At 68.2% G+C, this 22123-nt stretch carries 26 protein-coding genes; 10 read left to right on the forward strand and 16 right to left on the reverse strand.

All coding sequences use genetic code 11. The features are described from left to right. Positions 1-47 precede the first annotated feature (47 nt). The 8 genes from alr to Q0044_RS14530 all read left to right on the forward strand — a co-directional run bounded on the left by alr (position 48) and on the right by Q0044_RS14530 (position 7501). Complete coding sequence (alr, locus tag Q0044_RS14495; RefSeq protein WP_298163165.1) at positions 48-1091, forward strand: alanine racemase; 1044 nt, start codon at positions 48-50, stop codon at positions 1089-1091. Positions 1092-1166: 75 nt separating this feature from the next. Beyond that, complete coding sequence (gene radA, locus Q0044_RS14500; protein ID WP_298163166.1) at positions 1167-2534, forward strand: DNA repair protein RadA; 1368 nt, start codon at positions 1167-1169, stop codon at positions 2532-2534. A 25-nt stretch (positions 2535-2559) separates the two neighbouring features. After that, positions 2560-3156 carry a CvpA family protein gene (locus Q0044_RS14505; RefSeq protein WP_298163167.1) on the forward strand — a complete coding sequence of 199 codons (597 nt, stop codon included), beginning with the start codon at positions 2560-2562 and terminating at the stop codon, positions 3154-3156. A 28-nt stretch (positions 3157-3184) separates the two neighbouring features. Continuing rightward, positions 3185-4699: an amidophosphoribosyltransferase gene (gene purF / locus Q0044_RS14510; protein WP_298163168.1), complete on the forward strand. Its 1515-nt coding sequence runs from the start codon at positions 3185-3187 to the stop codon at positions 4697-4699. Between the two features lie 62 nt (positions 4700-4761). Then, positions 4762-5106: a VOC family protein gene (locus Q0044_RS14515; RefSeq protein WP_298163169.1), complete on the forward strand. Its 345-nt coding sequence runs from the start codon at positions 4762-4764 to the stop codon at positions 5104-5106. 54 nt (positions 5107-5160) lie between these two features. Continuing rightward, positions 5161-5916, forward strand: coding sequence for an SDR family NAD(P)-dependent oxidoreductase (locus Q0044_RS14520; RefSeq protein WP_298163170.1), 756 nt, complete (start codon positions 5161-5163; stop codon positions 5914-5916). A gap of 77 nt (positions 5917-5993) precedes the next feature. Then, positions 5994-6665, forward strand: coding sequence for a DUF2306 domain-containing protein (locus Q0044_RS14525; RefSeq protein WP_298163171.1), 672 nt, complete (start codon positions 5994-5996; stop codon positions 6663-6665). A gap of 2 nt (positions 6666-6667) precedes the next feature. Beyond that, on the forward strand, positions 6668-7501 hold the full coding sequence (locus tag Q0044_RS14530; RefSeq protein WP_298163172.1) for a LytR/AlgR family response regulator transcription factor: 834 nt from the start codon (positions 6668-6670) through the stop codon (positions 7499-7501). A 26-nt stretch (positions 7502-7527) separates the two neighbouring features. On the opposite strand, the gene der is transcribed toward Q0044_RS14530, so the two are convergent. The 7 genes from der to Q0044_RS14565 form a co-directional block, all read right to left on the reverse strand. Then, the gene (gene der, locus Q0044_RS14535) at positions 7528-9141 is read right to left on the reverse strand and encodes a ribosome biogenesis GTPase Der (protein WP_298163173.1); all 1614 of its coding nucleotides are present in this window, start codon (positions 9139-9141) and stop codon (positions 7528-7530) included. A gap of 149 nt (positions 9142-9290) precedes the next feature. Beyond that, the gene (locus tag Q0044_RS14540) at positions 9291-10742 is read right to left on the reverse strand and encodes a PQQ-binding-like beta-propeller repeat protein (protein ID WP_298163174.1); all 1452 of its coding nucleotides are present in this window, start codon (positions 10740-10742) and stop codon (positions 9291-9293) included. Between the two features lie 29 nt (positions 10743-10771). Next, positions 10772-11527: a tetratricopeptide repeat protein gene (locus Q0044_RS14545; RefSeq protein WP_298163175.1), complete on the reverse strand. Its 756-nt coding sequence runs from the start codon at positions 11525-11527 to the stop codon at positions 10772-10774. 99 nt (positions 11528-11626) lie between these two features. Next, a complete protein-coding gene (panB, locus tag Q0044_RS14550) occupies positions 11627-12463 on the reverse strand; it encodes a 3-methyl-2-oxobutanoate hydroxymethyltransferase (protein WP_298163176.1) in 837 nt (278 codons plus the stop codon). A 69-nt stretch (positions 12464-12532) separates the two neighbouring features. Next, positions 12533-12952 (reverse strand): hypothetical protein, encoded by a 420-nt coding sequence (locus Q0044_RS14555; protein WP_298163177.1) that lies wholly within the window; start codon positions 12950-12952, stop codon positions 12533-12535. After that, positions 12942-13505 (reverse strand): RNA polymerase sigma factor, encoded by a 564-nt coding sequence (locus Q0044_RS14560; RefSeq protein WP_298163178.1) that lies wholly within the window; start codon positions 13503-13505, stop codon positions 12942-12944. The genes Q0044_RS14555 and Q0044_RS14560 overlap by 11 nt, the downstream gene beginning before the upstream one ends. A 28-nt stretch (positions 13506-13533) precedes the next feature. After that, entirely contained in the window at positions 13534-13944 is a 411-nt protein-coding gene (locus Q0044_RS14565) for a DUF6249 domain-containing protein (protein WP_298163179.1), read from the reverse strand. 213 nt (positions 13945-14157) lie between these two features. Here Q0044_RS14565 and Q0044_RS14570 point away from each other — a divergent pair, with 213 nt between their 5' ends. Further along, positions 14158-14682 carry a hypothetical protein gene (locus Q0044_RS14570; RefSeq protein ID WP_298163180.1) on the forward strand — a complete coding sequence of 175 codons (525 nt, stop codon included), beginning with the start codon at positions 14158-14160 and terminating at the stop codon, positions 14680-14682. Here Q0044_RS14570 and Q0044_RS14575 read toward each other — a convergent pair. Genes Q0044_RS14575 through Q0044_RS14585 form a run of 3 tightly spaced genes read right to left on the reverse strand, consistent with a single transcriptional unit; the run spans position 14679 to position 15942 of the window. Further along, a complete protein-coding gene (locus Q0044_RS14575) occupies positions 14679-14978 on the reverse strand; it encodes a hypothetical protein (RefSeq protein ID WP_298163181.1) in 300 nt (99 codons plus the stop codon). The two genes, Q0044_RS14570 and Q0044_RS14575, sit on opposite strands and share 4 nt — an antisense overlap. After that, the gene (locus Q0044_RS14580) at positions 14968-15510 is read right to left on the reverse strand and encodes an RNA polymerase sigma factor (protein ID WP_298163182.1); all 543 of its coding nucleotides are present in this window, start codon (positions 15508-15510) and stop codon (positions 14968-14970) included. Before Q0044_RS14580 ends, Q0044_RS14575 begins: the two co-directional genes overlap by 11 nt. Before the next feature lie 24 nt (positions 15511-15534). Beyond that, positions 15535-15942 (reverse strand): hypothetical protein, encoded by a 408-nt coding sequence (locus tag Q0044_RS14585; protein WP_298163183.1) that lies wholly within the window; start codon positions 15940-15942, stop codon positions 15535-15537. Between the two features lie 183 nt (positions 15943-16125). On the opposite strand from Q0044_RS14585, the gene Q0044_RS14590 reads away from it, so the two are divergent. Further along, a complete protein-coding gene (locus Q0044_RS14590) occupies positions 16126-16365 on the forward strand; it encodes a hypothetical protein (protein WP_298163184.1) in 240 nt (79 codons plus the stop codon). 255 nt (positions 16366-16620) lie between these two features. Here the strand turns inward: Q0044_RS14590 and Q0044_RS14595 are convergent, their stop codons facing one another. From Q0044_RS14595 to crcB, 6 genes are read right to left on the reverse strand one after another with little or no spacing between them, the layout of a single operon-like run. Beyond that, positions 16621-16971 carry an arsenate reductase gene (locus Q0044_RS14595; RefSeq protein WP_298163185.1) on the reverse strand — a complete coding sequence of 117 codons (351 nt, stop codon included), beginning with the start codon at positions 16969-16971 and terminating at the stop codon, positions 16621-16623. After that, on the reverse strand, positions 16968-19169 hold the full coding sequence (gene parC, locus Q0044_RS14600; protein ID WP_298163186.1) for a DNA topoisomerase IV subunit A: 2202 nt from the start codon (positions 19167-19169) through the stop codon (positions 16968-16970). The genes Q0044_RS14595 and parC overlap by 4 nt, the downstream gene beginning before the upstream one ends. A 57-nt stretch (positions 19170-19226) precedes the next feature. Then, entirely contained in the window at positions 19227-19991 is a 765-nt protein-coding gene (locus tag Q0044_RS14605; protein WP_298163187.1) for an ATP12 family chaperone protein, read from the reverse strand. Next, positions 19988-20662 carry an HAD-IA family hydrolase gene (locus Q0044_RS14610; RefSeq protein WP_298163188.1) on the reverse strand — a complete coding sequence of 225 codons (675 nt, stop codon included), beginning with the start codon at positions 20660-20662 and terminating at the stop codon, positions 19988-19990. The genes Q0044_RS14605 and Q0044_RS14610 overlap by 4 nt, the downstream gene beginning before the upstream one ends. Beyond that, the gene (locus Q0044_RS14615) at positions 20659-21711 is read right to left on the reverse strand and encodes an RluA family pseudouridine synthase (protein ID WP_298163189.1); all 1053 of its coding nucleotides are present in this window, start codon (positions 21709-21711) and stop codon (positions 20659-20661) included. The genes Q0044_RS14610 and Q0044_RS14615 overlap by 4 nt, the downstream gene beginning before the upstream one ends. Further along, a complete protein-coding gene (crcB, locus tag Q0044_RS14620) occupies positions 21708-22100 on the reverse strand; it encodes a fluoride efflux transporter CrcB (protein WP_298163190.1) in 393 nt (130 codons plus the stop codon). Before crcB ends, Q0044_RS14615 begins: the two co-directional genes overlap by 4 nt. Positions 22101-22123 lie beyond the last annotated feature (23 nt).

Here is a 22123-nt window from a genome sequence, read left to right on the forward strand (position 1 = left end):
GTCGCTTTTCGGCTTTTCCGGCAACGATCTTGCGGCATAAGGCGTCGATGACCGCTCCCGCCTCCCTGACCGTCGATCTGGACGCCCTTTCGCACAACTTCCATGCGCTGGAGGCCGTGACCGGCGTGCCCGTGCATCCGGTGGTGAAGGCCAATGCCTATGGCCTGGGCGCCGTTCTGGTGGCGAAACGGCTGCTGGCCGAGGGTGCGCGGACCTTCTTCGTCGCTCGCCTGAACGAAGGCGTCGCCCTGCGCGAGGCGCTCGGCCCCGAACCGACCCTCTATGTGCTGGACGGCTGCGTCGGCGATGCGGCAGGTGCGCTGAAGGCCGCCGATCTACGCCCGATCCTCAACCACAGCGATCAGATCGCGTCCTGGACGGCGGCCGGCGGCGGAGCCTGCGGGCTGCAGATCGACACCGGCATGAACCGGCTTGGCTTTCGCCCGGAGGACGCACCCGAACCCTTCCAGGGCCTCGAACTGGTCATGAGCCACCTCGCCTGCGCCGACGAACCGGGCGAACCGATGAACCGGCGCCAGCGCGACGCTTTCGCCGCCGCGTCGGCGCGTTATCCGGACGCCCTGAAGTCCTTCGCCAATTCCGGTGGGTGCTTCCTCGGCCCCGACTATGGTTTCGACGCCGTGCGCCCGGGCATCTGCCTCTACGGCGGTGGCCCCGAAGGACGGCCCGATCCCCGACTGAAGGCCGTCGCGACCCTGACCGCCGAAATCCTGCAGATCCGCGAGCTCCCGGCGGGCGAGAGCGTCGGCTATTCGCGCGGCTTCATCGCCGGCAGGACCCGGCGCATCGCCACCTGCGGCGCGGGCTACGCCGACGGCGTCTTCCGCAGCAACTGTCCTGACGGCCGGGTCTGGGCCGCCGGCGCCCTGCGCCCGGTCCTGGGTCGGGTGTCGATGGACGTTATCGCCGTGGACGTGACCGACGCCGACATCGGCCTCGGCGATCGCGTCGAACTGTTCGGGGCCAACCGCCCGATCGACGATGCCGCCTCGGCCGCGGGGACAATCAGCTATGAGCTGCTGACGTCCATCGGCAACCGCTGCGACCGCACCTGTCTTGGGGCACGCTAGCGGGCACGACAATATCGGTCGCACCCTCATCGACTCCCCCTGCCCGGCGCCGCGCGACTCCTGTAAGCCGTCCGTATGGCCAGAGACGGTGCGATCTATGTTTGTCAGTCCTGCGGGGCCGTCCACGGCAAGTGGTCGGGCCAGTGCGGCTCCTGCGGCCAGTGGAACACCATCGTCGAGGAAGGCCGTTCGGCCTCGCCCCCCGGCGCTCTGAAGCCCGCGTCCACCGCCAGGGCGCGGGGTCTGCAGTTCGAATCCCTGCTGTCCGAGACCCCTGAACCGCCCCGCATCGTCACCGGCGTGACCGAGTTCGACCGCGTCTGCGGCGGCGGCGTCGTGCCCGGCTCGGCCATCCTGCTCAGCGGCGATCCCGGGGTCGGCAAGTCGACCTTGCTGCTCGACGTCGCCGGCCGCGCCGCCCTGTCCGGCGCCCGCGTCGCCTATATCTCCGGCGAGGAGGCGATCGAGCAGATCCGCGCCCGCGCCAAACGGATGGGCCTGTCCGAGGCGCCAGTTCAGCTCGCCTCCGCCACGGCGCTCCGCGACATCCTCGCGACTCTGAAGCGGGACAGGTTCGACATCGTCATCGTCGATTCGATCCAGACCCTGTGGTCCGACGCCCACGAGGCCGGGCCCGGCTCCGTGACCCAGGTCCGCGCCTGCGCCGGCGAACTGGTCCGTCTGGCCAAGGCCGGCGGCCCCGCCGTCGTCCTCGTCGGCCACGTCACCAAGGACGGACAGGTCGCAGGCCCGCGCGTGGTCGAACACATGGTCGATGCGGTCCTCAGCTTCGAGGGCGAGCGAGGCTATCCCTTCCGGATTCTGCGCGCCGGCAAGAACCGCTTCGGCGCCACCGACGAGATCGGCGTGTTCGAGATGGGCGACGCGGGCCTGCGCGAAGTCTCCAATCCGTCGGCCCTGTTCCTCGGCGAGGGCAAGGATCGTGCGCCCGGCGCGGCCGTCTTCGCCGGGATCGAAGGCTCCCGCCCCGTTCTGGTCGAGATCCAGGCCCTGGTGTCCAAATCCGCCTATGGCACGCCGCGTCGCGCCGTCATCGGCTGGGAGACAGGCCGCCTCGCCATGATCCTGGCGGTGCTGGAGGCCCGCTGCGGTTTCGGCTTCGGCGACCAGGACGTCTATCTGAACGTCGCCGGCGGCCTGCGCATCAACGAGCCGGCCGCCGACCTCGCCGCCGCCGCGGCCCTGATTTCATCCGCCACGGGCATGCCCCTGCCCCAGGGCTGCATCGTCTTCGGCGAGATCAGCCTGTCCGGAGAGGTCCGCGCCGTCGGCCGGGCCGAGGCCCGCCTGCGCGAGGCGCAAAAGCTCGGCTTCGACCAGGCCCTCTCGCCCCCCCTGACGGTCAAGGGGGGCGGTGTTCTGGTCACAGGCGTCAGCCGATTGACCGAGGCGGTCGAACGAATCTCCCAGAACAGGTATTGATGTCGGTGGTCTGCACGGGAACCGAATGACCGGCTTTGACGCCTTCGCCATTATCGTGATCCTTGCCTCAGCGGCCGCCGGCTGGGTTCGCGGCGGCACGCGTGAGCTGATCACCCTGCTCAGCTTTGTGCTGGCGGCCTTCATCGCCTTGGTCGCCCTGCCCCTGACGGCCCCCATTGGGCGCGCCCTGGTCGACCCCGACTGGGCCGGATCCATCGCCGCCGCGATCGCCTCCTTCCTGCTGGTCTATTTCGGAATCCGCATCTTCGGCTCGATTCTGTCGAAACGCGCCCAGGCCCATCCGACACTGGGCGGAATCGACCGGTTCATCGGCATCCTTGTCGGCACCGGCCGGTCCCTGGTCCTACTGGGCGCCATTCATCTGGTCATTGTCGCCGCCATGCCCGGCGAAAAGACGCCGCGCTGGCTGTCCGAGGCGACCCTGCGTCCGGTCAGCGCCGGAGCCGCCCGCGCCATCCAGATCATCCTCCCCGGCATCGGCCGCGGCGCCGACGCCATCAGCCCGGTGGTCGATTCATCCGTCCGCAGAGGCTTTTCGAACGATCAAGCCTTGCCCTCGCCCCAAACCGGCCCTAACTCGCGCCCGTCCGCCGTCCAGTAAAATTTCGCCTGTCATCGGAGCCTCCACGATGCGCAGCTTGCCCCACGACATCCAGCCTCCGGTCGTTCACCGGGAGCACTATCGAGACGCGGATGACGACCATCCGCGCCTGGAATGCGGCGTCTGCGGCGTCTGGGGCGCCGACAAGGACGAGGCCTCGGGCATCGTCGCCCTCGGCCTCCACGCCCTGCAGCATCGCGGCCAGGAAGCCTGCGGTATCGCCTCGGTCAATGCCGAGCGCTTCCACACCGAACGCCACATGGGCCATGTCGGCGAGGCTTTCGGCGGCACCGACCTGGCCAAACGCATGCCGGGTTCGGCGGCCGTGGGCCACACCCGCTACTCCACCGCCGGCGGCAGCTTCCTGCGCAACATCCAGCCGATGTTCGCCGACCTGGACCAGGGCGGCATCGCCATCGCCCACAACGGCAACCTGACCAACTTCCACTATCTGCGGAACCAGCTGGTCGGCGAGGGTTCGATCTTCCAGTCCACCTCGGACTCCGAAGTCATTCTCCACCTGATCGCCCGCAGCCGTAAGGCCAAGATCGTCGACCGCTTCATCGACGCCCTGGCGCGGATCGAGGGCGGCTATGCCCTGGTCGCCCAGACCCGCACCAAGCTGATCGGAGCCCGCGATCCGCTGGGCATCCGGCCGCTGGTGCTGGGCAAGATCGGCGAGGCCTGGGTCATGGCGTCCGAGACCTGCGCCCTGGACACCATCGGCGCGACCTTCGTGCGCGACGTCGAGCATGGCGAGGTCATCGTCATCGACCACGAGGGCCTGCGCTCCATCAAACCCTTCCCGGCCCGCGCCGCCCGCCCCTGTCTGTTCGAATACGTCTACTTCTCGCGCCCCGACAGCGTCGTGAACGGCCGCTCGGTCTATGGCGTGCGCAAGCGCATGGGCGAGGGCCTCGCCCGCGAGTTCCCGATCGAGGCCGACGTCGTCGTGCCCGTGCCCGACTCCGGAGTGCCGGCCGCCCTCGGCTATGCCCAGGCCAGCGGCATCCCCTATGAAATGGGGATCATCCGCAGCCACTACCTCGGCCGCACCTTCATCCAGCCCAGCCAGGGCGCCCGTCAGAAGGGGGTGGCCATGAAGCACAGCCCCAACCGGGCGGTGATCGAGGGCAAGCGGGTCGTTCTGATCGACGATTCGATCGTGCGCGGCACCACCTCGGTGAAACTGGTCCGCGCAGTGCGTGACGCCGGCGCGACCGAGGTCCACCTCCGTTCCGCCAGCCCGCCGATCCTTTGGCCCGACTTCTACGGCATCGACATGCCGGAACGTGACCAGCTGATCGCCGCCAACAAGACCCTGGAAGAGATGCGCCAGATGCTGGAGGTCGATTCGCTCGGCTTCCTGTCGGTCGACGGTCTCTACAAGGCCATGGGCGAGACCGGCCGCAACGACGCCGAGCCCCAGTTCACCGACCACTATTTCACCGGCGACTATCCGACCCGTCTCGTGGACCGCGAGATCGAGGAAGGCGGCCGCGACGTCATCGGGCGGCAACTTTCACTGCTGGTCAGCGCTTAAAGGCCCACATCCAGAAACGCGGGCGGCGCTTCACGCATGCGGACGCGCCCGGTAAGGAAGCCATGACGAACCTCGGCTACTTCACGCTCGACACCCTCGATATCGACAAGGCCAGGGCCTTCTACGGTGCCCTGTTCGGCTGGACGTTCGACCCCGACGCCTCGAAGCCGACCTACGCCCACGTCGCCGACAGCAATCCGCCGTTCGGCTTCAGCAAGGTCGAGCGCGCTCGCGACTTCACCAACCTCTATTTCCGCGTGGATGACATCGCGGCCGTCTGCGCCAGGATCAGTGAACTCGGCGGCAAGGCGGCGATTCCTTCGGAAAGCCCCTCGGGCCTCGGCGCTGTCGTCTGCGACGACCAGGGCGTAAGCTTCAGCCTGTGGCAGCCGGCCCCCGGCTTCTGACGTCCACGCCGTGAACCGTCTTCCGCCGCCAGGGTCGCCGCGCTATCAGGCGCGATGACTTCCGACCTCCCCCTGAATGACCGTATCGCCCTCGTCGTCGGCGCCTCCCGCGGCATAGGCTACGAGGCCGCCCTCGCCCTCGCCGTGGCCGGCGCCCACGTCGTCGCCACCGCCCGGACGCAAGGCGCGCTGGAAGAGCTGGACGACGCCATCTATGCCGCCACTGGCCGCCACGCGACCCTGGTGCCTTTTGATCTGGTCGACGGGGGCGGTATCGACCGGCTGGGCGGGGCCATCTTCGGCCGCTTCGGCAAGCTCGACATCTGGGTCAACGCCGCCGCCACACTGGGCGCCCAGGGCCTGACCCCGGTCAGCCACATCGACCCGCGCGGCTTCGCCAAGATCGAGAAGACCAACTTCACCGCCACCTACCGGCTGATCCGTTCGCTGGAGCCCCTGTTGCGCGCCTCCGACGCCGGGCGCGTCATCCACCTGACCACCAGCCTCGCCCGCGAGCCCAAGGCCTTCTGGGGCCTCTATGCCGCGACCAAGGCCGGCGCCGAGGCCCTGATGCTGGCCTGGGGCGACGAGATCGAGAACACCAACGTCCGCATCAGCGTCCTCGACCCCGGCCGGATGCGGACTCAGATGCGCGCCCAGGCCTTCCCCGGCGAAGACCCCATGACCCTGCCGGCCCCGTCAGAGCTCGCCCACCTGATCGTCGAACTGGCGCGCCCCGACCTGACGCCGCCGACGAAGGTCTCGTTCAAGGCGTGGAAGGCGGACCTGCCCGCCGGCGCCCTCATTTAACTGCGGCTCGTCCCCGCCAGCCGTCGCTGGTCCCCGGACGCTCGGCCTGACGGGTCGAACCGGGCAGCAGGACGGTCATGACCGTCTTCACATCTCTCCTGTCCGTCCACATCGGCGTGGGCCTTTTCGCGGTCGCCGTCGGCCTCCTGCCCATTTTCACCCGCAAGGGATCCCGCCTGCATCGACTGTCGGGCCGGGTGTTCGCGGGCTCCATGATCGTTCTCCTGATCTGCGCCTGGGCCATGACGGCGCTTCAGCCCGATCCCTATTTCCTCGGACTGTCCGCGACGGCGTCCCTGACCCTGTTTTCCGGATTGCGTGTCCTTGGACGAAAGCGGCCGGACCTGAACCCGGGCGACCGCGCCCGACCGCTTGACTGGATCGTGACGCTTGCGGCGGCGGGCATCGGCCTGCTGACGACCTGGATGGCGATCAAGGGCTACGGCGACACCCCGCCCCAGATCCTGATCGCCCTGGCCTACGGGGCGCTGTCGATGAGCGGATGGGACCTGTGGCGGTTCAGCCGCCCGCTGGACTGGCCGTTCAGCCCTCGTCTGTGGACCTTCGAACACCTATGGAAGATGCTCGGCGCCTACGGTGCCGTGCTGTCGGCCTTCTCCGGCAACTTCCTCACCTTCCTGCCCCCGCCCTGGAGCGCCCTTTGGCCGACGGTCCTGTTCCAGTCGCTGAGCGTGATCTGGATCGCCGTCCTGCTCGTCCGGAGCCGGGCCCGCCCCGCGGCCGCCTGACCTTGCCGAGGCTTCCCTTCCCCGCGGTTCTCGGCGCCTTCGCCGTCTACAGCTACGGCGCGACGACCGTCTCCGCCTCCTGGTTCCTGCGGCGCGACTACGGCCTGGGGGTCATCGAGTCCATCGGGTGGGCGGGACTGATCTTCTCGCCGTGGATCGCGGTGGGCCTGGTCGTCTGGACCGTGCTGCGGCTCACAGAGGCTCGCGCCCGCGCCGTCGCCCTCCTCGCAGGCCTGACGCTCGCGATCGTTCCCCTGGCCGCGATCGCCACGACGGCGATCGACCGCGCCCTGCGCGGGGCGGGCTGGACCTTCGGCGAAGTCCTGCATCGTGCCATCGACCGCCTGCCCGTGGCCATCCTTCTGTATACGGCCGTCGTGGCCGCCGGACTGGCGGCGGCCTATTGGCTGCGAGCCGACCGCCACAGACGCGAGATGCAGGCCCTCTCAGACGCACTGGAGGTCTTGCGCGCGCCCCGGGCTGTTACACCGGAGCCTCCCGCGACCCTCATCGTCGCGGTCGGTCGCCGTCGCGTTCCCGTCAGCCCGCACGAGATCGAGTGGGTCTCCTCGGCCGGCAATTATGCCGTGGTCCACTGGCGCGATCAGGAGGGTCTTGTGCGCGAAACCCTGCAACAGCTCGAGGCGAGACTGGAAAGCGCCCGGTTCGCGCGCGGCCATCGCTCCAACCTGATCAACCTCGCCCGCGTCGCCGACCTTCGGCCGCTGTCCGACGGGGCCTGGCGGGCCACGATGGACAGCGGCGCTGAGCTGGTGATCAGCCGCACCTGTCGAGACGCCTTCCTGGCGCGGCTGGGGCGCCGAGGGTCGGCCTGACGGGCAAACCTGCTCCGCAGCCCGGCCTACTTCTTCGGCGCGTGCTTCTGTCCGGTCCGCACCCGGCCCGACCGTGACACCTGCCTCGCCCCGCCCCGCGCGCCCTTCTGGACCGCCACCGACGACCCGGCTTTCTTCGAGGCGCTGTTCTTCACCGCCCCGATGATGCGCGGCTTGGCGACGCGGGTCTTCTTCTGCTCCAGCGCCTTGCCGGGCAGATGCGATTCCTCTTCCGACTTCTTGCGCACCTTGCGCGGCGCGGTCTTGGCGTCGCCCTTGTAGCGTTCCGGGCCCGACTTGGCGCCGCCGGTCGCATAGGGGTTCTCCGACCCGCCCTTGACCGTCAGCCGGATCGGCACGCCGGGCAGGTCGAAGCTCTCGCGGATCGAGTTGGTCAGATAGCGGATATAGTGTTCGGGCAGGGCCCCGCCCCGGCTGGCGAACAGCACGAAGGTCGGCGGACGGGCCTTGGTCTGGGCCATGTATTTGGTCTTGATCCGCTTGCCGTCGACGGCGGGCGGCGGGTGCCTCTGGGTCGCCAGCGACAGCCAGTCGTTCAGGTCCTTGGTCTTGACCTTCACCGACCAGGTCTCGTGCGCCTTCAGCACTGCGGGCATCAGACGCTCCACGCCGCGCCCCGAGTGGGCCGACAGGGCAACGAAAGGCGAACCCTTGAGCTGCGGCAGCTTGTCTTCGGCCAGATGCTTGAGCTCGGCCATCTTGGCCTGGGGTTCCTCTTCGAGGTCCCATTTCGCGGCCACATAGACCAGGGCCCGGCCCTCGCGCTCGACCAGGTCGGCCAGCTGCAGGTCCTGGACGTCGAAGGCGTTGTCCTTGTCCATGACCAGGACGACGACCTCGGCGAAGGTGATGGCCCGGATGGTGTCGGCGACCGACAGCTTCTCCAGCTTCTCCTGCACCCGCGCCTTGCGACGCATCCCGGCCGTATCGACCAGGCGGATGTTGTGGCCCTCGTACTCCCAGTCGACGGAGATGGAGTCGCGCGTGATGCCGGCCTCCGGTCCGGTCAGAAGGCGGTCCTCGCCGATCAGACGGTTGATCAGGGTCGACTTGCCGGCGTTCGGACGGCCGATGATGGCGATGCGGATCGGCTTGTCGGGCTCGTCAATCTCTTCGATGAAGATGTCGGCCGAGGCGTCGCGGATGGCGGCGTAAAGATCGGCCATCCCCTCGCCGTGCTCGGCCGAGATGGCGACCGGCTCGCCGAAGCCCAGCGAATAGGCCTCGCCCACCCCGCCGCCGCTCTCGCGGCTCTCGGACTTGTTGGCCAGCAGGATGACCGGCTTGTGCTGTTTGCGCAGACGCTCGGCGAAAATCTCGTCCAGCGAGGTCACGCCCTCGCGGGCGTCCATCATGAACAGGATGACGTCGCCGTCTTCCAGCGCCAGCTCGGTCTGCTCGCGCATACGGCTTTCCAGACTGTCGTCGGTAACGTCCTCGTAGCCCGCCGTGTCGATCAGCGTCAGGTCCATGTCGCCGATATGGCCGTCGGCATAGCGACGGTCGCGGGTTACGCCCGGGCGATCGTCGACGAGCGCGAGGCGCTTGCCGACCAGTCTGTTGAACAGTGTCGACTTGCCCACATTGGGGCGGCCGACGATGGCGAGCTTCAGTGGCATTTAAATTCCGCTCATCCCGGCGAAAGCCGGGACCCAGTTCTTTGGGCGATGATAGTCGACATTGCGCGCCGACCGAAATCCGGAGCTCCGTGCCTCACCTGAGCACCGGATCCCGGCTTTCGCCGGGATGAGCGGAGACCTTCTGAAGGTCAGCGAATGCTGACCAGTTCGCCGTTGTTGGTCAGGACGTAGAGCGCGCCGTTGTAGGCGGCCGGAGCGATATAGGCCGGCGCGCCGAGGTTCAGCGTGGCCGTCAGGGCGCCGGTCTTCGGGTCGAAGGCCACGGCCTCGCCGTCCGAATTGACCAGCACCAGCCGGTTCGAGGCCAGGATCGGCCCCGACCATTCCGGCCGCACGGTCCGGTCGAAGAATCCCAGGAACCCTCCCTCCTGACGCACGCGGCCCTCGTTCAGGTCGCGGGTCCAGTAGACGGCGCCCGAGTCGCGGTTGATCAGGGTCAGTTCCCCCGACTTGGACACGACATAGATGACGTCGCCGGCCGGCAGTGGCGCGTTGACGCCCGCGACCGGCAGGGTCCATTTCGGCTGACCGGTGCGGATGTCCATGGCCTGCAGCACGCCGGAGTGGCTCACGGCATAGACGAAGCCGCGCGAGATCACCGGACGGCCGGCGATGTCGCGGATTTCCGACAGGGCGCTGGTGCGGCTGGTGCGCGACAGGACCTGGTTCCAGACCGGCTGGCCGTTCGTGGCGCGGAGGGCGATCACCTCACCCGACGAGAAGGGGGCGATAACCGTATCGCCGCTGACCGACGGGCTGGACGCGCGCATGACGCGGGCCGGCTCGACGATGCCGCGATAGGACCAGTCCTGCAGGCCGGTCGTGGTGTTGAAGGCGATGATCTGGTTGTCGACATCGACGACGTAGACGCGGCTGCCGGCGACCGTCGGCGCGCCATGGATCGGCACATCGACAGGCTGGGTCCAGACGACGGCCCCCGTCGCGGCGTCCAGCGCGGTCATGGTGCGATAGCCCGATGCGACGAAGACCTTGCCCCCGCCGACGGCCACGCCGCCGCCGAAGCCGCCGCTCAGCGCGCCGCCGCCCTGGGTGACGAAGGGGATCGGCAGGCCGAAGGCCGAGACGCCGCCGGCCGCTTCACGACCGTCCGGCTTGACGTCGACCTTCCACACCACCTCGCCGGTCGCAGCGTCGACGGCCGTGACCGTCGATTCGCCGTCCATGACGAAGACCTTGCCGGCGTCCGCCACGACGGGCGCCATCACCTGACGCGTACGGGCGGAGCCTTCGCCGATGCGGCGGCGCCAGCCGATGGTGAACTGCGGTGCGGCGATCACATGCTCGATCGAGGCCTCGGCGTTTCCGCCGGGCATCGGCCAGGAAGTCGCGGCCACAGGACCCGGAATGAAGAAATCGCGTCCGGCCAGACCGGCCGAGGGGGCCAGCTGCTGCTCGAAGGACAGGATCGAGATTCGTTGTCCTTCGCTCGCCGTGGCCTGGGGTTCGTTATCTTCGCCGAGGCCGAACGGCAGGATGCGCCGGGCCGAGGCGCAGGACGCCAGGGAGGCGGCCAGCCCAAGGACGATGGCGGTCTTCAGTACGCGCGTCACGGTCGTCATCCGAACTCCGGTCGTCATCAGGCGGGACTTCACTGTTGGGCTGCCTGGGCGGCCTGGGCGAGCTGTTCGGGCGTGGGGGCAGGCGCGGCCGGCGGGGTCACCGACTGGGCCGTGACGATGGCCGGCAGACCTGCGGCGACGCCGGTGTCGATCATGCCGATCGCGGCCTGGGCGCGCTGACGCACCGAATCAGGCACGTCCTGGCCGAGCGTCAGCAGCACGAACACCTCGCGCGCCTCGGCGGGCTTGTTGAACTGCAGGCGCGCCATGCCGAGCGCCTCCTGGGCGAAGGGCAGCATCGGCCGGCCCTCCTTGGTCAGGGGCTCCAGCCGGGCCTCGAGTTCTTCCAGCGTAGCGCCGTTGTCCATCATCAGCAGGACCGACTTGTAGACGGCCGTGTCGTGCAGGATCGGATCGCCCGAGGCCTTGGCGGCCTCGTCGAACAGCTTGATGGCGTCCGGGATGCGGTTGGCGGCGACGGCCAGGCCGGCGCGCTGCTGCAGGGCCAGGGCCTTGTAGGCGCCGTTGCCGTCTTTCTCGGCCTCGGCGAAGGCGGTCTCGGCCCCGGCCGAGTTGCCGGTCTGCAGGGCCTCGAGGCCGCGCTGATAGGCGATGGAGCCCGCATGCGCGCGGCTCGTCTGGAAGCTCTGCCAGCCCCACCAGGCCAGGGCGGCGACCAGGGCCACCAGAAGAATCCCGCCCACGATGGGCAGCCAATTGCGCGCCAGGCGCTTGAGGCGTTCGGAGCGGATATCCTCCTCGACCTCTTCGAAGACATCAGTCACTAGCGGAGCCGCCCCAAAAAAACGCTGAAAAGCCAATCGGCGCGGACCCTAGAGGGTCGCCCTCGCCCTCGCAACGCCTCTTGGAAGACAAGACGGGGACTACGGCAGAGCCGGCTTTCTGGAGAAGTAGGTCTCGACTTCGGCAGGAAAACGGCGGGCCTTCACATCGGCCGCATAGGTTTCGACCGCCCGGCCGATCTCGCCGCGCAGATCGGCGTATTTGCGCACGAATTTCGGCGTCCAGTCGAACAGCCCCAGCATGTCGGGCGTGACCAGAACCTGTCCGTCGCAGGCGGCCGAGGCCCCGATGCCGATCGTGGGCTTGGTGATCGCCGCGGTGATCTCGCGAGCCAGCGGCTCGGCCACCCCCTCGATGACCACCGCAAAGGCGCCGGCGTCGGCCGTGTCATGGGCGGACTGCAGGATGCGGGCATGCTCCGAAGCCTCGCGGCCCTTGGCCCTGAACGACCCGTCGATATTGATCGACTGGGGCAGCAGGCCGACGTGCCCCATCACCGGCACGCCGCGCCGGACCAGATATGCGATCGTGGCCGGCGCCTCAGGCCCGCTCTCGACCTTCACCGCCTGGGCGCCGGTCTCCTTCAGGATACGGACGGCGTTGGCATAGGCCTGCTCGACCCCCGCCTCATAGCTGCCGAACGGCATGTCGATGACCACCAGGGTCCGCCTGGAGCCCCGCATCACCGCCTGGCCGTGCAGGATCATCATCTCCAGCGTAACCCCGACGGTCGAGGTCATGCCATGGACCGCCATGCCGACGCTGTCGCCGACCAGCAGGACATCGCAGTGCGGATCCAGGATCTCGGCAGTGGGCGCGTCATAGGCCGTCAGGACCACGATCGGCTCGCCACCCTTGCGGGCGATGATGTCCGGGACCGTGATCCGCTTCACGACTTCCTGTTTCTGGCTCGACATGGGTGCTCCGCGTATGGCGGCGGAGAGATAGGCGTCCGGATCGATCCCGTCGACCCGGACGCCCTCAAGTCATACGTCCTGCGACAGCCTCACCACCCCCGCGGCGGCCACGGCGATCAGGGCTCCGGCGGCGATCCAGAACATCTGCATCGCCCCCATCGACCCGACGGTCATGTTCGCCAGACCCAGTTGCGACAGGCCGGAGCCCACCGCGTCCTGGACGTTCAGGCTGGCTGCCTGAATCCCCTGGCCGATGACGCGCCCGGCGACGGGCGCCCGATCGTCGGACAGATGCAGGTTCAGGTTCATCGATTCCTTGACCGCGATGACTCCGCCGATCAGGCCGGCGACCGTCAGCGCCAGGGTACGGACGCGGCTGGAGGAATGCAGTCTGGTCTCGACCTCGGCGGCGAACAGGCTCGCGTCGGGCATCTGGGGCGAGCGGGCGAACAGCCGCTCGATCATCGGATCGAATTCATCAGCCGACATGGGTCGACCTCCCCGACTGTCCGAGATCCGGCGAAAGCCGGGCACGGAGTTTATCCAGACCACGTTTGACATGAGACTTCACCGTTCCAAGCGGCAGATTCATGGCGGCGGCGATCTCGGGATGAGACAGCCCCGCGCCATGGCACAGGGACACGCAGAGACGTTCCGTTTCGCTGAGTGATTTCAGCGCCTCGTCCAGGTCCACCAGCCCGGCCTGATCGGGCGCGGGTGCGATGTCGTCCTCACCCGGTTCGATCTCCGCGACGTAGCGGGCGTCCCTGGCCTTGCGCTTCAGATAGAGGCGCGCGGCGATACGCTTGACCCAGGCGGCGAAGGTGCCCTCGCCCCGGAACTCGGCGCATTTCTCGAACGCCTGCAGGAAGGCGTCCTGCGCGACGTCGTCGGCCTCGGCGCCCTGCGCTCCCATGCGTCGCAGCAGGGATCGCACGGCCGAGCCGTGGCGGCGGACCAGTTCGCCGAACTCACGCCGTCCACCCGCCGCCGCAAGGGCGGCGAGTTCGACGTCATGATGGTCCATCAGGGCCTTGGCCATGATCAGGTTCCCCCTGTCAGAGCCCGGCTCAGTCCTTGTTCTTGTTGAAGAAGCTCAGGACGATATAGGCCAGACCGATGGTGACCGGGATGGCCGCGATCCCCAGCAGGCCGCTGTCGAAGTTCGGGCCGTCGCTCCAGTCGTCGCCGACGCCGCGGAGCTCGTTGATCAGGCTGAAGGCGGCGATGCCGATGCCGGTGGCCAGCCAGATGATGCCCCGACGAATGTCGCGGGTCCGCGAAGGAATATTCTTGGTGGCCTCCTTGCCCAAGGCCTCGATGACCTCGGGCGGCAGGGGCTGGCCCTTGTCGATGGCGGCACGGACGGTCGCCTGCATCTCCTGACGTTCCCTGGACTTGAAATAGGTCGGGCCGACAATGATGGCCGTGATGGAGCCGAAGACGGCGAAGATCGCGAAGATCGGAATGAAGTCTTCCATGGGATGTCCCCTTTTTCGATGATGGGCCGAGCCTGATGCCCGGGCCTTCTGATCACAAGAGGCGCCGGGAACAGCCAACGGATGCGATCCGCGACGTGAAATCTTCGTAAGGTCGGCGGCTGACGTGAGCTGACGGCCTTTCGCGGAACGCTGGCGTCGTCCCCGTGTCTCCCCTAGCGTCGCGCCTCGGGCTTTGCGCCCCTGGAGACGTCCATGTTGATCCGCCTTCTGCCGCTCGTCCTGGGCGCCGTCCTCGCCGCCGGCTGCTCGCAGGCCGAACCCGCCGCGGAGGCTGAAAACACGGCGGCCTCGGAGCCGCAGGCCCTGACCGCCGCCCATGTCGCCGACCTGATCGCCGCCGACGGCGCCGCTCACACTGTCGCCGTGCTGACGGGTCCTGCCGACCCGACAGGCATCCAGAAGGTGTTCGACGGCATGGCGACAGGCGATGCCGGGTGGCTCGCGCTCGTTCCCGCAATCGCTCCCGAGACCGACGGCGAATATGCGGAGGGCCTCAACTCCGCGCTCAGCCAGGCCCTGGTTCACAACCCTGCGGGCGTGCTCGCCCTGATCCCCGAGCATGGCAGCTACTATTTCATCTGCGCCGACGCCGACCACGAGACGGCGCGCCCGCTGGTCGCCGCCGTGACCGACCGGACTCTGCGCGCGTCTCGCGACCGCTGCCTCCAGTATATGGACGCCGACGAGCAGGAGCTGGAGGCGCTCGAAGCCGCCTAGAGTGCTCTTAACCGACGCGCGCCCGCCATCAGTCCGACCACGCCCAGCCCCGTCAGCCCCAGGATGGCGGCGGCGGGCGCCAGGGTCCGGCCTAGCCCCTCGACCACCGGCGCCATCATCGGCCCGAGCACCCAGCACAGGACGATGGCGGCGATGGTCCACGGGATAAGGGCGGCGACCGTGGCGAACGCGCGTCGACGAGCGACCCGTTCGGCCACCCGGGCCTGGAAGGCCAGATCGCGCACGGGCGGCCTGGCCTCGGCGAAGAATGCGTTCAACCGTTCCTCAGGAGTCATCGGACCCTCCCGTCAGCACGGCGAGCAATCGCGCCCTGCCCCGGGTGACATGGGACTTCACTGTCCCGAGCGGTAGCCCCAAAGCCTCGGCCGCTTCCGAATGCGACCAGCCGTCGGCCAGACACAGGGCGACACAGGCCCTCTGATCGGCCGGCAGCCCGGCCATCGCATCGGCCAGGGCAAGCCGGTCCTCCTGCGTTATCCCGCCCGACGGCGCCGTCTCGTCCAGCCAGGACCGGTCGCGCGCCTGCGACCTCAGTCCCGACCGCATCCGGTCCTGGCCCTTGCGCCAGGCGATGCCGAACAGCCACGACCGCAGACCGGCCGGATCCTTCAACCGCCCAAGCGATCCCCAGGCCGTGACGAACACCTCCTGAGCCAGATCGTCGGCCTCGTCCCAGTTGCGTCCCAGCAGCCGCCTCAGAAAGGCCCGCACCGGGGCCTGATGCCGCTCCACCAGCCGCGCGAACGCGGCGTCCGAGCCGGCGCGCGCGGCCGCGACCAGCGCCGCGTCCGCGGACCCGTCGTCCATCATCCTGTCCCCCACGGACCGGCATCAGTCCTGGCGCGACCGGCCGAACAGCAGCGAGACCAGGGTCGCGGCCGCCAGCGCGCCCATGACGAAGGCCACGATCAGGAAGGCGTCGCCGGCGCCGTAGATGTCCGCATAGCTGGCATAGCCGAACCCGGCCCCCAGCATGGTGAACAGCACCAGCGAGAAGACCGGCCCGTTCCGGCCGTGCGAGCCATAGTCATAGGCGCGGCTCTCGTTCTCCGCGTCGATCGGACGATCCAGCACCTTCATCAGGGCCTCGGGCGGCTGTTCACCCCGTTCGGCGTAGGTCCGGATCAGCTGCAGCGCATCCTTCTGCTTGCGATAGTTCAGCAGACTGGAAAAGCCGATCGAGACAAACCAGCCCAGCGGGAACAGCAGCCACCAATAGGAACGGAACAGGTCTTCCATCGTCGTTCACCCCAAACGCGCCGACCCATCGCCCGCGCTTTGAACCTTAGTCGGCGCCGACCGCGTGAATGGATGCACGGCGGCGAAGAAAATGCCATCAAGCGCATTCGCCAGCGAAGTGGATGCCGGTTCGCGGCAAAGAATGCGCTAGGCGAAAAGTCCCAAGTCAAACGGAGATCCGCCATGAGCCACGTCACCTACCGCATCGTCGAACATGACGGGGGCTGGGCCTACAAGGTCGGCGACACCTTCTCCGAGACCTTCCCCGCCCACGACGACGCCAAGGCCGCCGCCGTCCGCGCCAGCCGCGAACAGCGGGTCGCCGACCAGACCGCCATGATCGAATACGCCGACTCGACCGGCGCCTGGGTCACCGAACGCGCCGACGGACACGACCGCCCGGAGACCGACGTCGAGGGGTAACGCCCCCTCCGAGGGGATGAGCGGGATTCCAGAGGTGGTGCGGATTTATTTCCTATCCAGGCCTTGCACCCGCGCAGAAGGCCCACCATCTCCGCGGGACGGTCTTTGACAGGTTCAGCACCTCATCCGCTCACCGGACGAACCCGATCGGGTCGATCCGCAAGCCGCCTCTGATTTTCCAGACGAATTCTCCCGATTTCGTCCGTTTCGTCCGTTTCGTCAGGATGTTTTTCGTCCGGACCAATCGGACACGGCTCAGGCCGCGAACGCGGCCTCGTAGATCTCGGGCTTGAACCCGACGATGGTCCGGTCGCCCAGGTCCAGCACCGGCCGCTTGATCATCGAGGGCTGGGACAGCATCAGGGTGATGGCCCTTTCGGCGTCCAGCCCGTCCTTGTCCGCCGCGTCCAGCGCCCGGAACGTCGTCCCGGCCCGGTTCAGCACGACCTCCCAGCCATGCTCGGCGACCCAGCCCTCCAGCGAGACCCGGTCGATCCCGGCCTTCTTGTAGTCATGAAAGACGAAGGCCCGGCCGTGCTGATCCAGCCAGACCCGCGCCTTCTTCACCGTGTCGCAGTTCGGGATGCCGTAGAGGGTCGGGATCATCGGAACTTCCTAAGGCCGCGCGGTCCCATGCGACCGGCCCCGGCGCGCTTGCCGAGCCAGTCCTTCCAGTCGGGCCAGTTGCGGCGACGCCCGCCGCCGTCGACCCACTCCGGCCCGGCCTCGCCGATAAAGACGGCGATATCCGTGAGACCACCCTGTTTGAATGACTGCAGCTTGACCCCCTTGCCGCGCCCCATCTCGGGCAGTTCCTCGGCCCGGAAGATCAGGGTCTTCAGGTTCTCGCCGATGGTGACGATGTGGTCCCCCGTGACCCGCAGCACAGCCAGCAGGTCGCCGTTCAGCACCTGTTTCCCGCCGCGCTTCTGGGCCAGCAGTTCGTCTTCCGGCGCGATGAAGCCGTAACCGGCCTTCGACGCCATCAACAGTTTCGACCCCGGCTGGTGGGCGAGGACCGCGATGATCCCGGCGCTCTCCTCCAGGTCGATCATCAGTCGCAGCGGCTCGCCATGCCCGCGCCCGGACGCCAGCTTGTCGGCGCCGACCGTGAACACCCGCCCGTCCGACGCGGCCACCAGCAGTTTGTCGGTCGTGAAGGCGGGCACGAGGAAGCCGAGCGTATCGCCCTCCTTGAACTTCAGCTCCGAAGGATCCTCAACCTTGCCCTTCACGGCCCGGATCCAGCCCCGCTCGGACAGGATCACCGTAATGGCCTCTCTCGGAATGAAGGCCTCGGCGGGAACGAAGGCCGAGGCGTCCACGGCCTCGGCGATCGTCGTCCGTCGCGGCGAGACCAGGGCCTTTCGCGTCGCCGCCAGTTCCTGGCCGATCTTCTTCCACTGTTTGGCGGGCGAGGACGACAGCGCCTTCAGGTTCGCAAGTTCTTCGGCCAGGGCCTTGTATTCGTTCTCGATCGCCATCTCCTCGATCCGCGCCAGCTGACGCAGACGGGTGTCGAGGATGTAGTCGGCCTGAGTCTCAGACAGGCCGAACCGGGCGATCAGGACCGCCTTCGGCTGCTCTTCCTCGCGGACGATCCGGATGACCTCGTCGAGGTTGAGGAAGACGATCCGCAGGCCTTCCAGCAGATGCAGCCGCTTCTCGACCCGCTCGATCCGCCATTGCGATCTGCGGTTCAGCACCTCCCGGCGGTGATCGAGGAAGGCCTGCAGACAGGCCTTCAGCCCCATGACCCGAGGCGTGCCGGTCGCATCCAGCACGTTCATGTTGACCGGGAAGCGGATCTCCAGGTCCGACAGCCGGAACAGGCTCTCCATCAGACTGTCCGCGTCGATATTGCGGCTCTTGGGCTCGATGACGACGCGGATGTCCTCGGCCGACTCGTCGCGCACATCGCCCAGCAGCGGCGCCTTCTTCTGTTCGATCAGCTCGGCCAGGGCCTCGATCAGCTTGCCCTTCTGGACCTGGTAGGGGACCTCGGTGATGACGATCTGATAGCCGCCCCGCTCCAGCGGCTCCCTCTCCCAGCGCGCCCGCAGACGAACCCCGCCCCGGCCCGTTTCATAGGCCTCCAGGATCGAGGCATGGCCCTCGACCGCCACGCCGCCCGTCGGGAAATCCGGCCCCGGCACGATCTCGGCCAGTTCGGCCGTGGTCGCCTCGGGCCGGTCCAGCAGCAACAGGCACGCATCGATCAGTTCGCCGACGTTGTGCGGCGGGATGGAGGTCGCCATGCCCACGGCGATGCCCGACGAGCCGTTGGCCAGCAGGTTCGGGAACCCGGCCGGCAGAACCACCGGTTCCTCGTCCTGGTCATCGTAGGTGGGGCGGAAGTCGACGGAATCCTGATCGATCCCGTCCATCAGCAGCACGGCCGCCGCCGTCAGCTTGCACTCGGTGTAGCGCATGGCCGCAGCGTTATCGCCGTCGATATTGCCGAAGTTGCCCTGCCCGTCGACCAGCGGATAGCGCTGGGCGAAGTCCTGGGCCAGGCGGACCAGGGCGTCGTAGATCGAGGCGTCGCCGTGCGGGTGATAGGTGCCCATCACCTCGCCGACGACCTTGGCGCATTTCCGCGCCGCCGCCTGTGGGTTCAGCCGCATCTGGTGCATGGCGTACATGATCCGCCTGTGCACCGGCTTGAACCCGTCGCGCACGTCCGGCAGGGCCCGGTTGGTGATCGTGGACAGGGCGTAGGCCAGATAGCGCCGCGACAGGGCGTCGCCCATCGGCTCGTCGACGATGCGGCCGCCTTCGGGCGGGGGGGTGTGGATGGTCATGTCGTTGCGAATCACTCAGGCGAAGGCGGAAGTCTAATCACTTCCGGCCCGGGGGGCTCAGGCCAGGGCGCGGAACCACCGGTCGATCAGCACGGCCTCGGCGCGGCGGGCGGCCGTCCGTTCCCCGGCCTCGGCGTCGACGCCCCACTGACGTTCCTGGAAGGCTTCGTCGAGCCGGCTCAGTTCGAAAGCCGCCTCCCCGTCCAGCGAACCGCGCTGGACCGCAAGGCCCAGGATGGCGCTGCCCAGCAAGGGCACGCCCATGGCCAGGGCCGTCAGCCGGAAGTCGTCCAGTTCCAGCGCCAGTTCCCGCACCCGGGCGATGCTCTCCGGTGGCTGCGGGCGATGGATGATGCCTGCCGTCGGCTGGACGACGATGCCCAGCTCCCGCTCGGCCCACTCCCGCCACGGCGTCCAGGCGCGGACCTGTTCCTCGACCAGCGGCGTCGGATGTTCGGCGATGTAGCAGAGCAGGTCGGACCCGACATAGGCCGCGATTTCCTCGGCCACCGGCTCGCGCGTGACCGCCACCCTGTCGATCGCGGTGGCCGCGATCCGCGTCGCCGGCATGGTTCCGGGATCGAGGAACTCGCCCTGCGCCGCCCATTCGTCCGCGACCATCCGGGCGGCCGCCTCCGTCGGCAGCAGAAAGCGGTTGTGCGCCGGCGTCTTGGGCGCACGTCCGTCGAGCAGCACAGTCCACCCCCCGGCGTCCCCGGCCTCGATGGAAGCGTCCTTCCAGAAGCGCTTCAGCCGTTCCTCGGATTCGCGGAAGCCCTTCCGGGCGGCGACCATGGGGTCCAGCGGCGGAATATGGCTCATGCGAACGCTCTTGCGGCAAAACGATGGAGGGAGGCTTCCAGGTCGGCGAAGTCCGTTGCGACATGCGCAGCCCCGGCATCGAGCTGTTCCTCAGGCGTATGGAAGCCCCAGGCCACGCCCTGAGGCAGGACCCGTGCGGCCAGGGCCATCGAGATGTCGTGCGCCGTGTCCCCGATCATGACGGTCGAGGCGGCGTCCGCCCCGCAGGCCGTCATCGCGGCATGGAGCATCGCCGGATCCGGCTTGCCCGGCCCGTCCTCGGCGCAGTGGGAAGACACGAACAGCTCGGCCCAACCCGCCCGGGCGAGGTTGCGCGCCACACCCCTGCGGTTCTGGCCCGTCGCCAAAGACAGCCGCCAGCCGTCGCGACGCAACCGCCGTAGCGTCTCTATCGCGCCGGGATACAGCGGTTCCTCATGGCCCGACGCATACAGCCTGTTGAAACTGGCGCGGAACCCCTCGGTGAACCGCTCAAGCTCTTCGGGGCCCAGCCCGGGCTCCAGCACCGCCAGGGCATGCGGCAGGCTGAGCCCCACAATCTGGCGCACCCGGTCGTATTCGGGATCGGGTAGGCCCAGTTCCCGCGCCGCATCCGTCGCGGCCTGCAGGATTGAGGCGCGGCTATCGACCAGGGTGCCGTCGATATCGAAGACTGCGAGCGGACGGGTCATCGCTGACGCTTCACGCCCTCGAAAGGATCGTGATCGGACTCGCCCTCGTCGAAACCGAAATGCTGGAAGCCCGCCCGCATCTCTGGGCTGATCGGCGCCTCAACGATCAGTTTTCCGCCGGAGGGGTGATCCAGCTCGATCCGGCGCGCATGCAGCTGCAGCTTCAGCGGACCGCTGAGTTCAGTCGACTTCTCGTCGCCGTATTTCGGATCGCCCAGAATCGGATGGCCGATCGCCTTCATGTGCGCTCGAAGTTGGTGGGTCCGCCCGGTGAACGGTCGCAGCGCCATCCAGGAAGCGCGCTGGCCTGCGTGACTGATCAGGGCGAAGGCGGTCTCCGCCGGTTCGGCGCCGTTCTCCTTGGGATCGGCCGGGCGCATGATCTCGTAGTCATTGATGCCCGACTTCTTCAGATGCAGGTCGATCTGACCCGCATTCGGCTTGGGCAGACCCATGACGATGGCCCAGTAGGTCTTTTTCGCCTGGCGGCGCGCGAAGGCGCCGGCCAGTCGTTTGGCCGCCTCCGGCCCCTTGCCGAGCAGCAGAACGCCCGAGGTGTCGCGGTCGAGCCGGTGCACCAGCCGTGGGCGGTCCATCCCCTCGCCCCAGGCCGACAGGAGGCGGTCCACGTGGCGTGTGGTCTTGGTGCCGCCCTGCACTGCAAGACCCCAGGGCTTGTTCAGGGCGATGACGAGGTCGTCCTCGTAGATCACCATTGATTTGGCGAAGGCGATGTCGGCAGGCGTCAGGGCCATGTGCTCGCCGGGGGCGCGGATGATCGGCTCAGGAATGGGCGGCACGCGGACGGCCGCGCCGGCGGTCAGGCGGCCTTCGGGCTTGATCCGGGCGCCGTCGACGCGGATCTGGCCGCCGCGCGCCATCTTCTGCACCTGGATATTCGACAGGTGGGGCCAACGGCGGCGGAACCAGCGATCCAGCCGGATTCCGTCCTCGGCCTCGGCGACATAGAGGATCTGGGCTTCGCGGGCGCCGACCGGACCTTTGGGCGCCGGGGCTTCGACGGCGTCTTCCTTGGGATCGTAGCTCACAGGGCGTCTCCGAAAGCGCGGCGCGCCAGCATCAGTCCGGCTATCAGGGCCGCGACGGCCAGCACAACCGAAAGCAGGACATAGGCGCCCGCCAGACCGTACTCACGCCGCTCGATCATCAGCGCAGTCTCCAGCGAGAAGGCCGAGAAGGTGGTGAAGCCGCCGAGCACGCCGACGGCGGCGAACAGGCGGATGTTTTCGCCGCCCTGCCCCCGCTGGCTGAGCCAGCCCGCGACCAGCCCCATCAGGAGCCCGCCGAGCACATTCACGGCGCAGGTGCCCCACGGCCAGGTGGCACCGGGCACCAGCCTCTGCGCCAGCATTCCCGCGCCATAGCGGGCCATGGAGCCCAGGGCTCCTCCGAAACCGACGATCAGAAGACGTGTCATGAACGGCGGCTTATACTCCGCAA

Origin of the sequence: Brevundimonas sp. (genome assembly GCF_027484365.1) — a bacterium.
Classification (GTDB): domain Bacteria; phylum Pseudomonadota; class Alphaproteobacteria; order Caulobacterales; family Caulobacteraceae; genus Brevundimonas.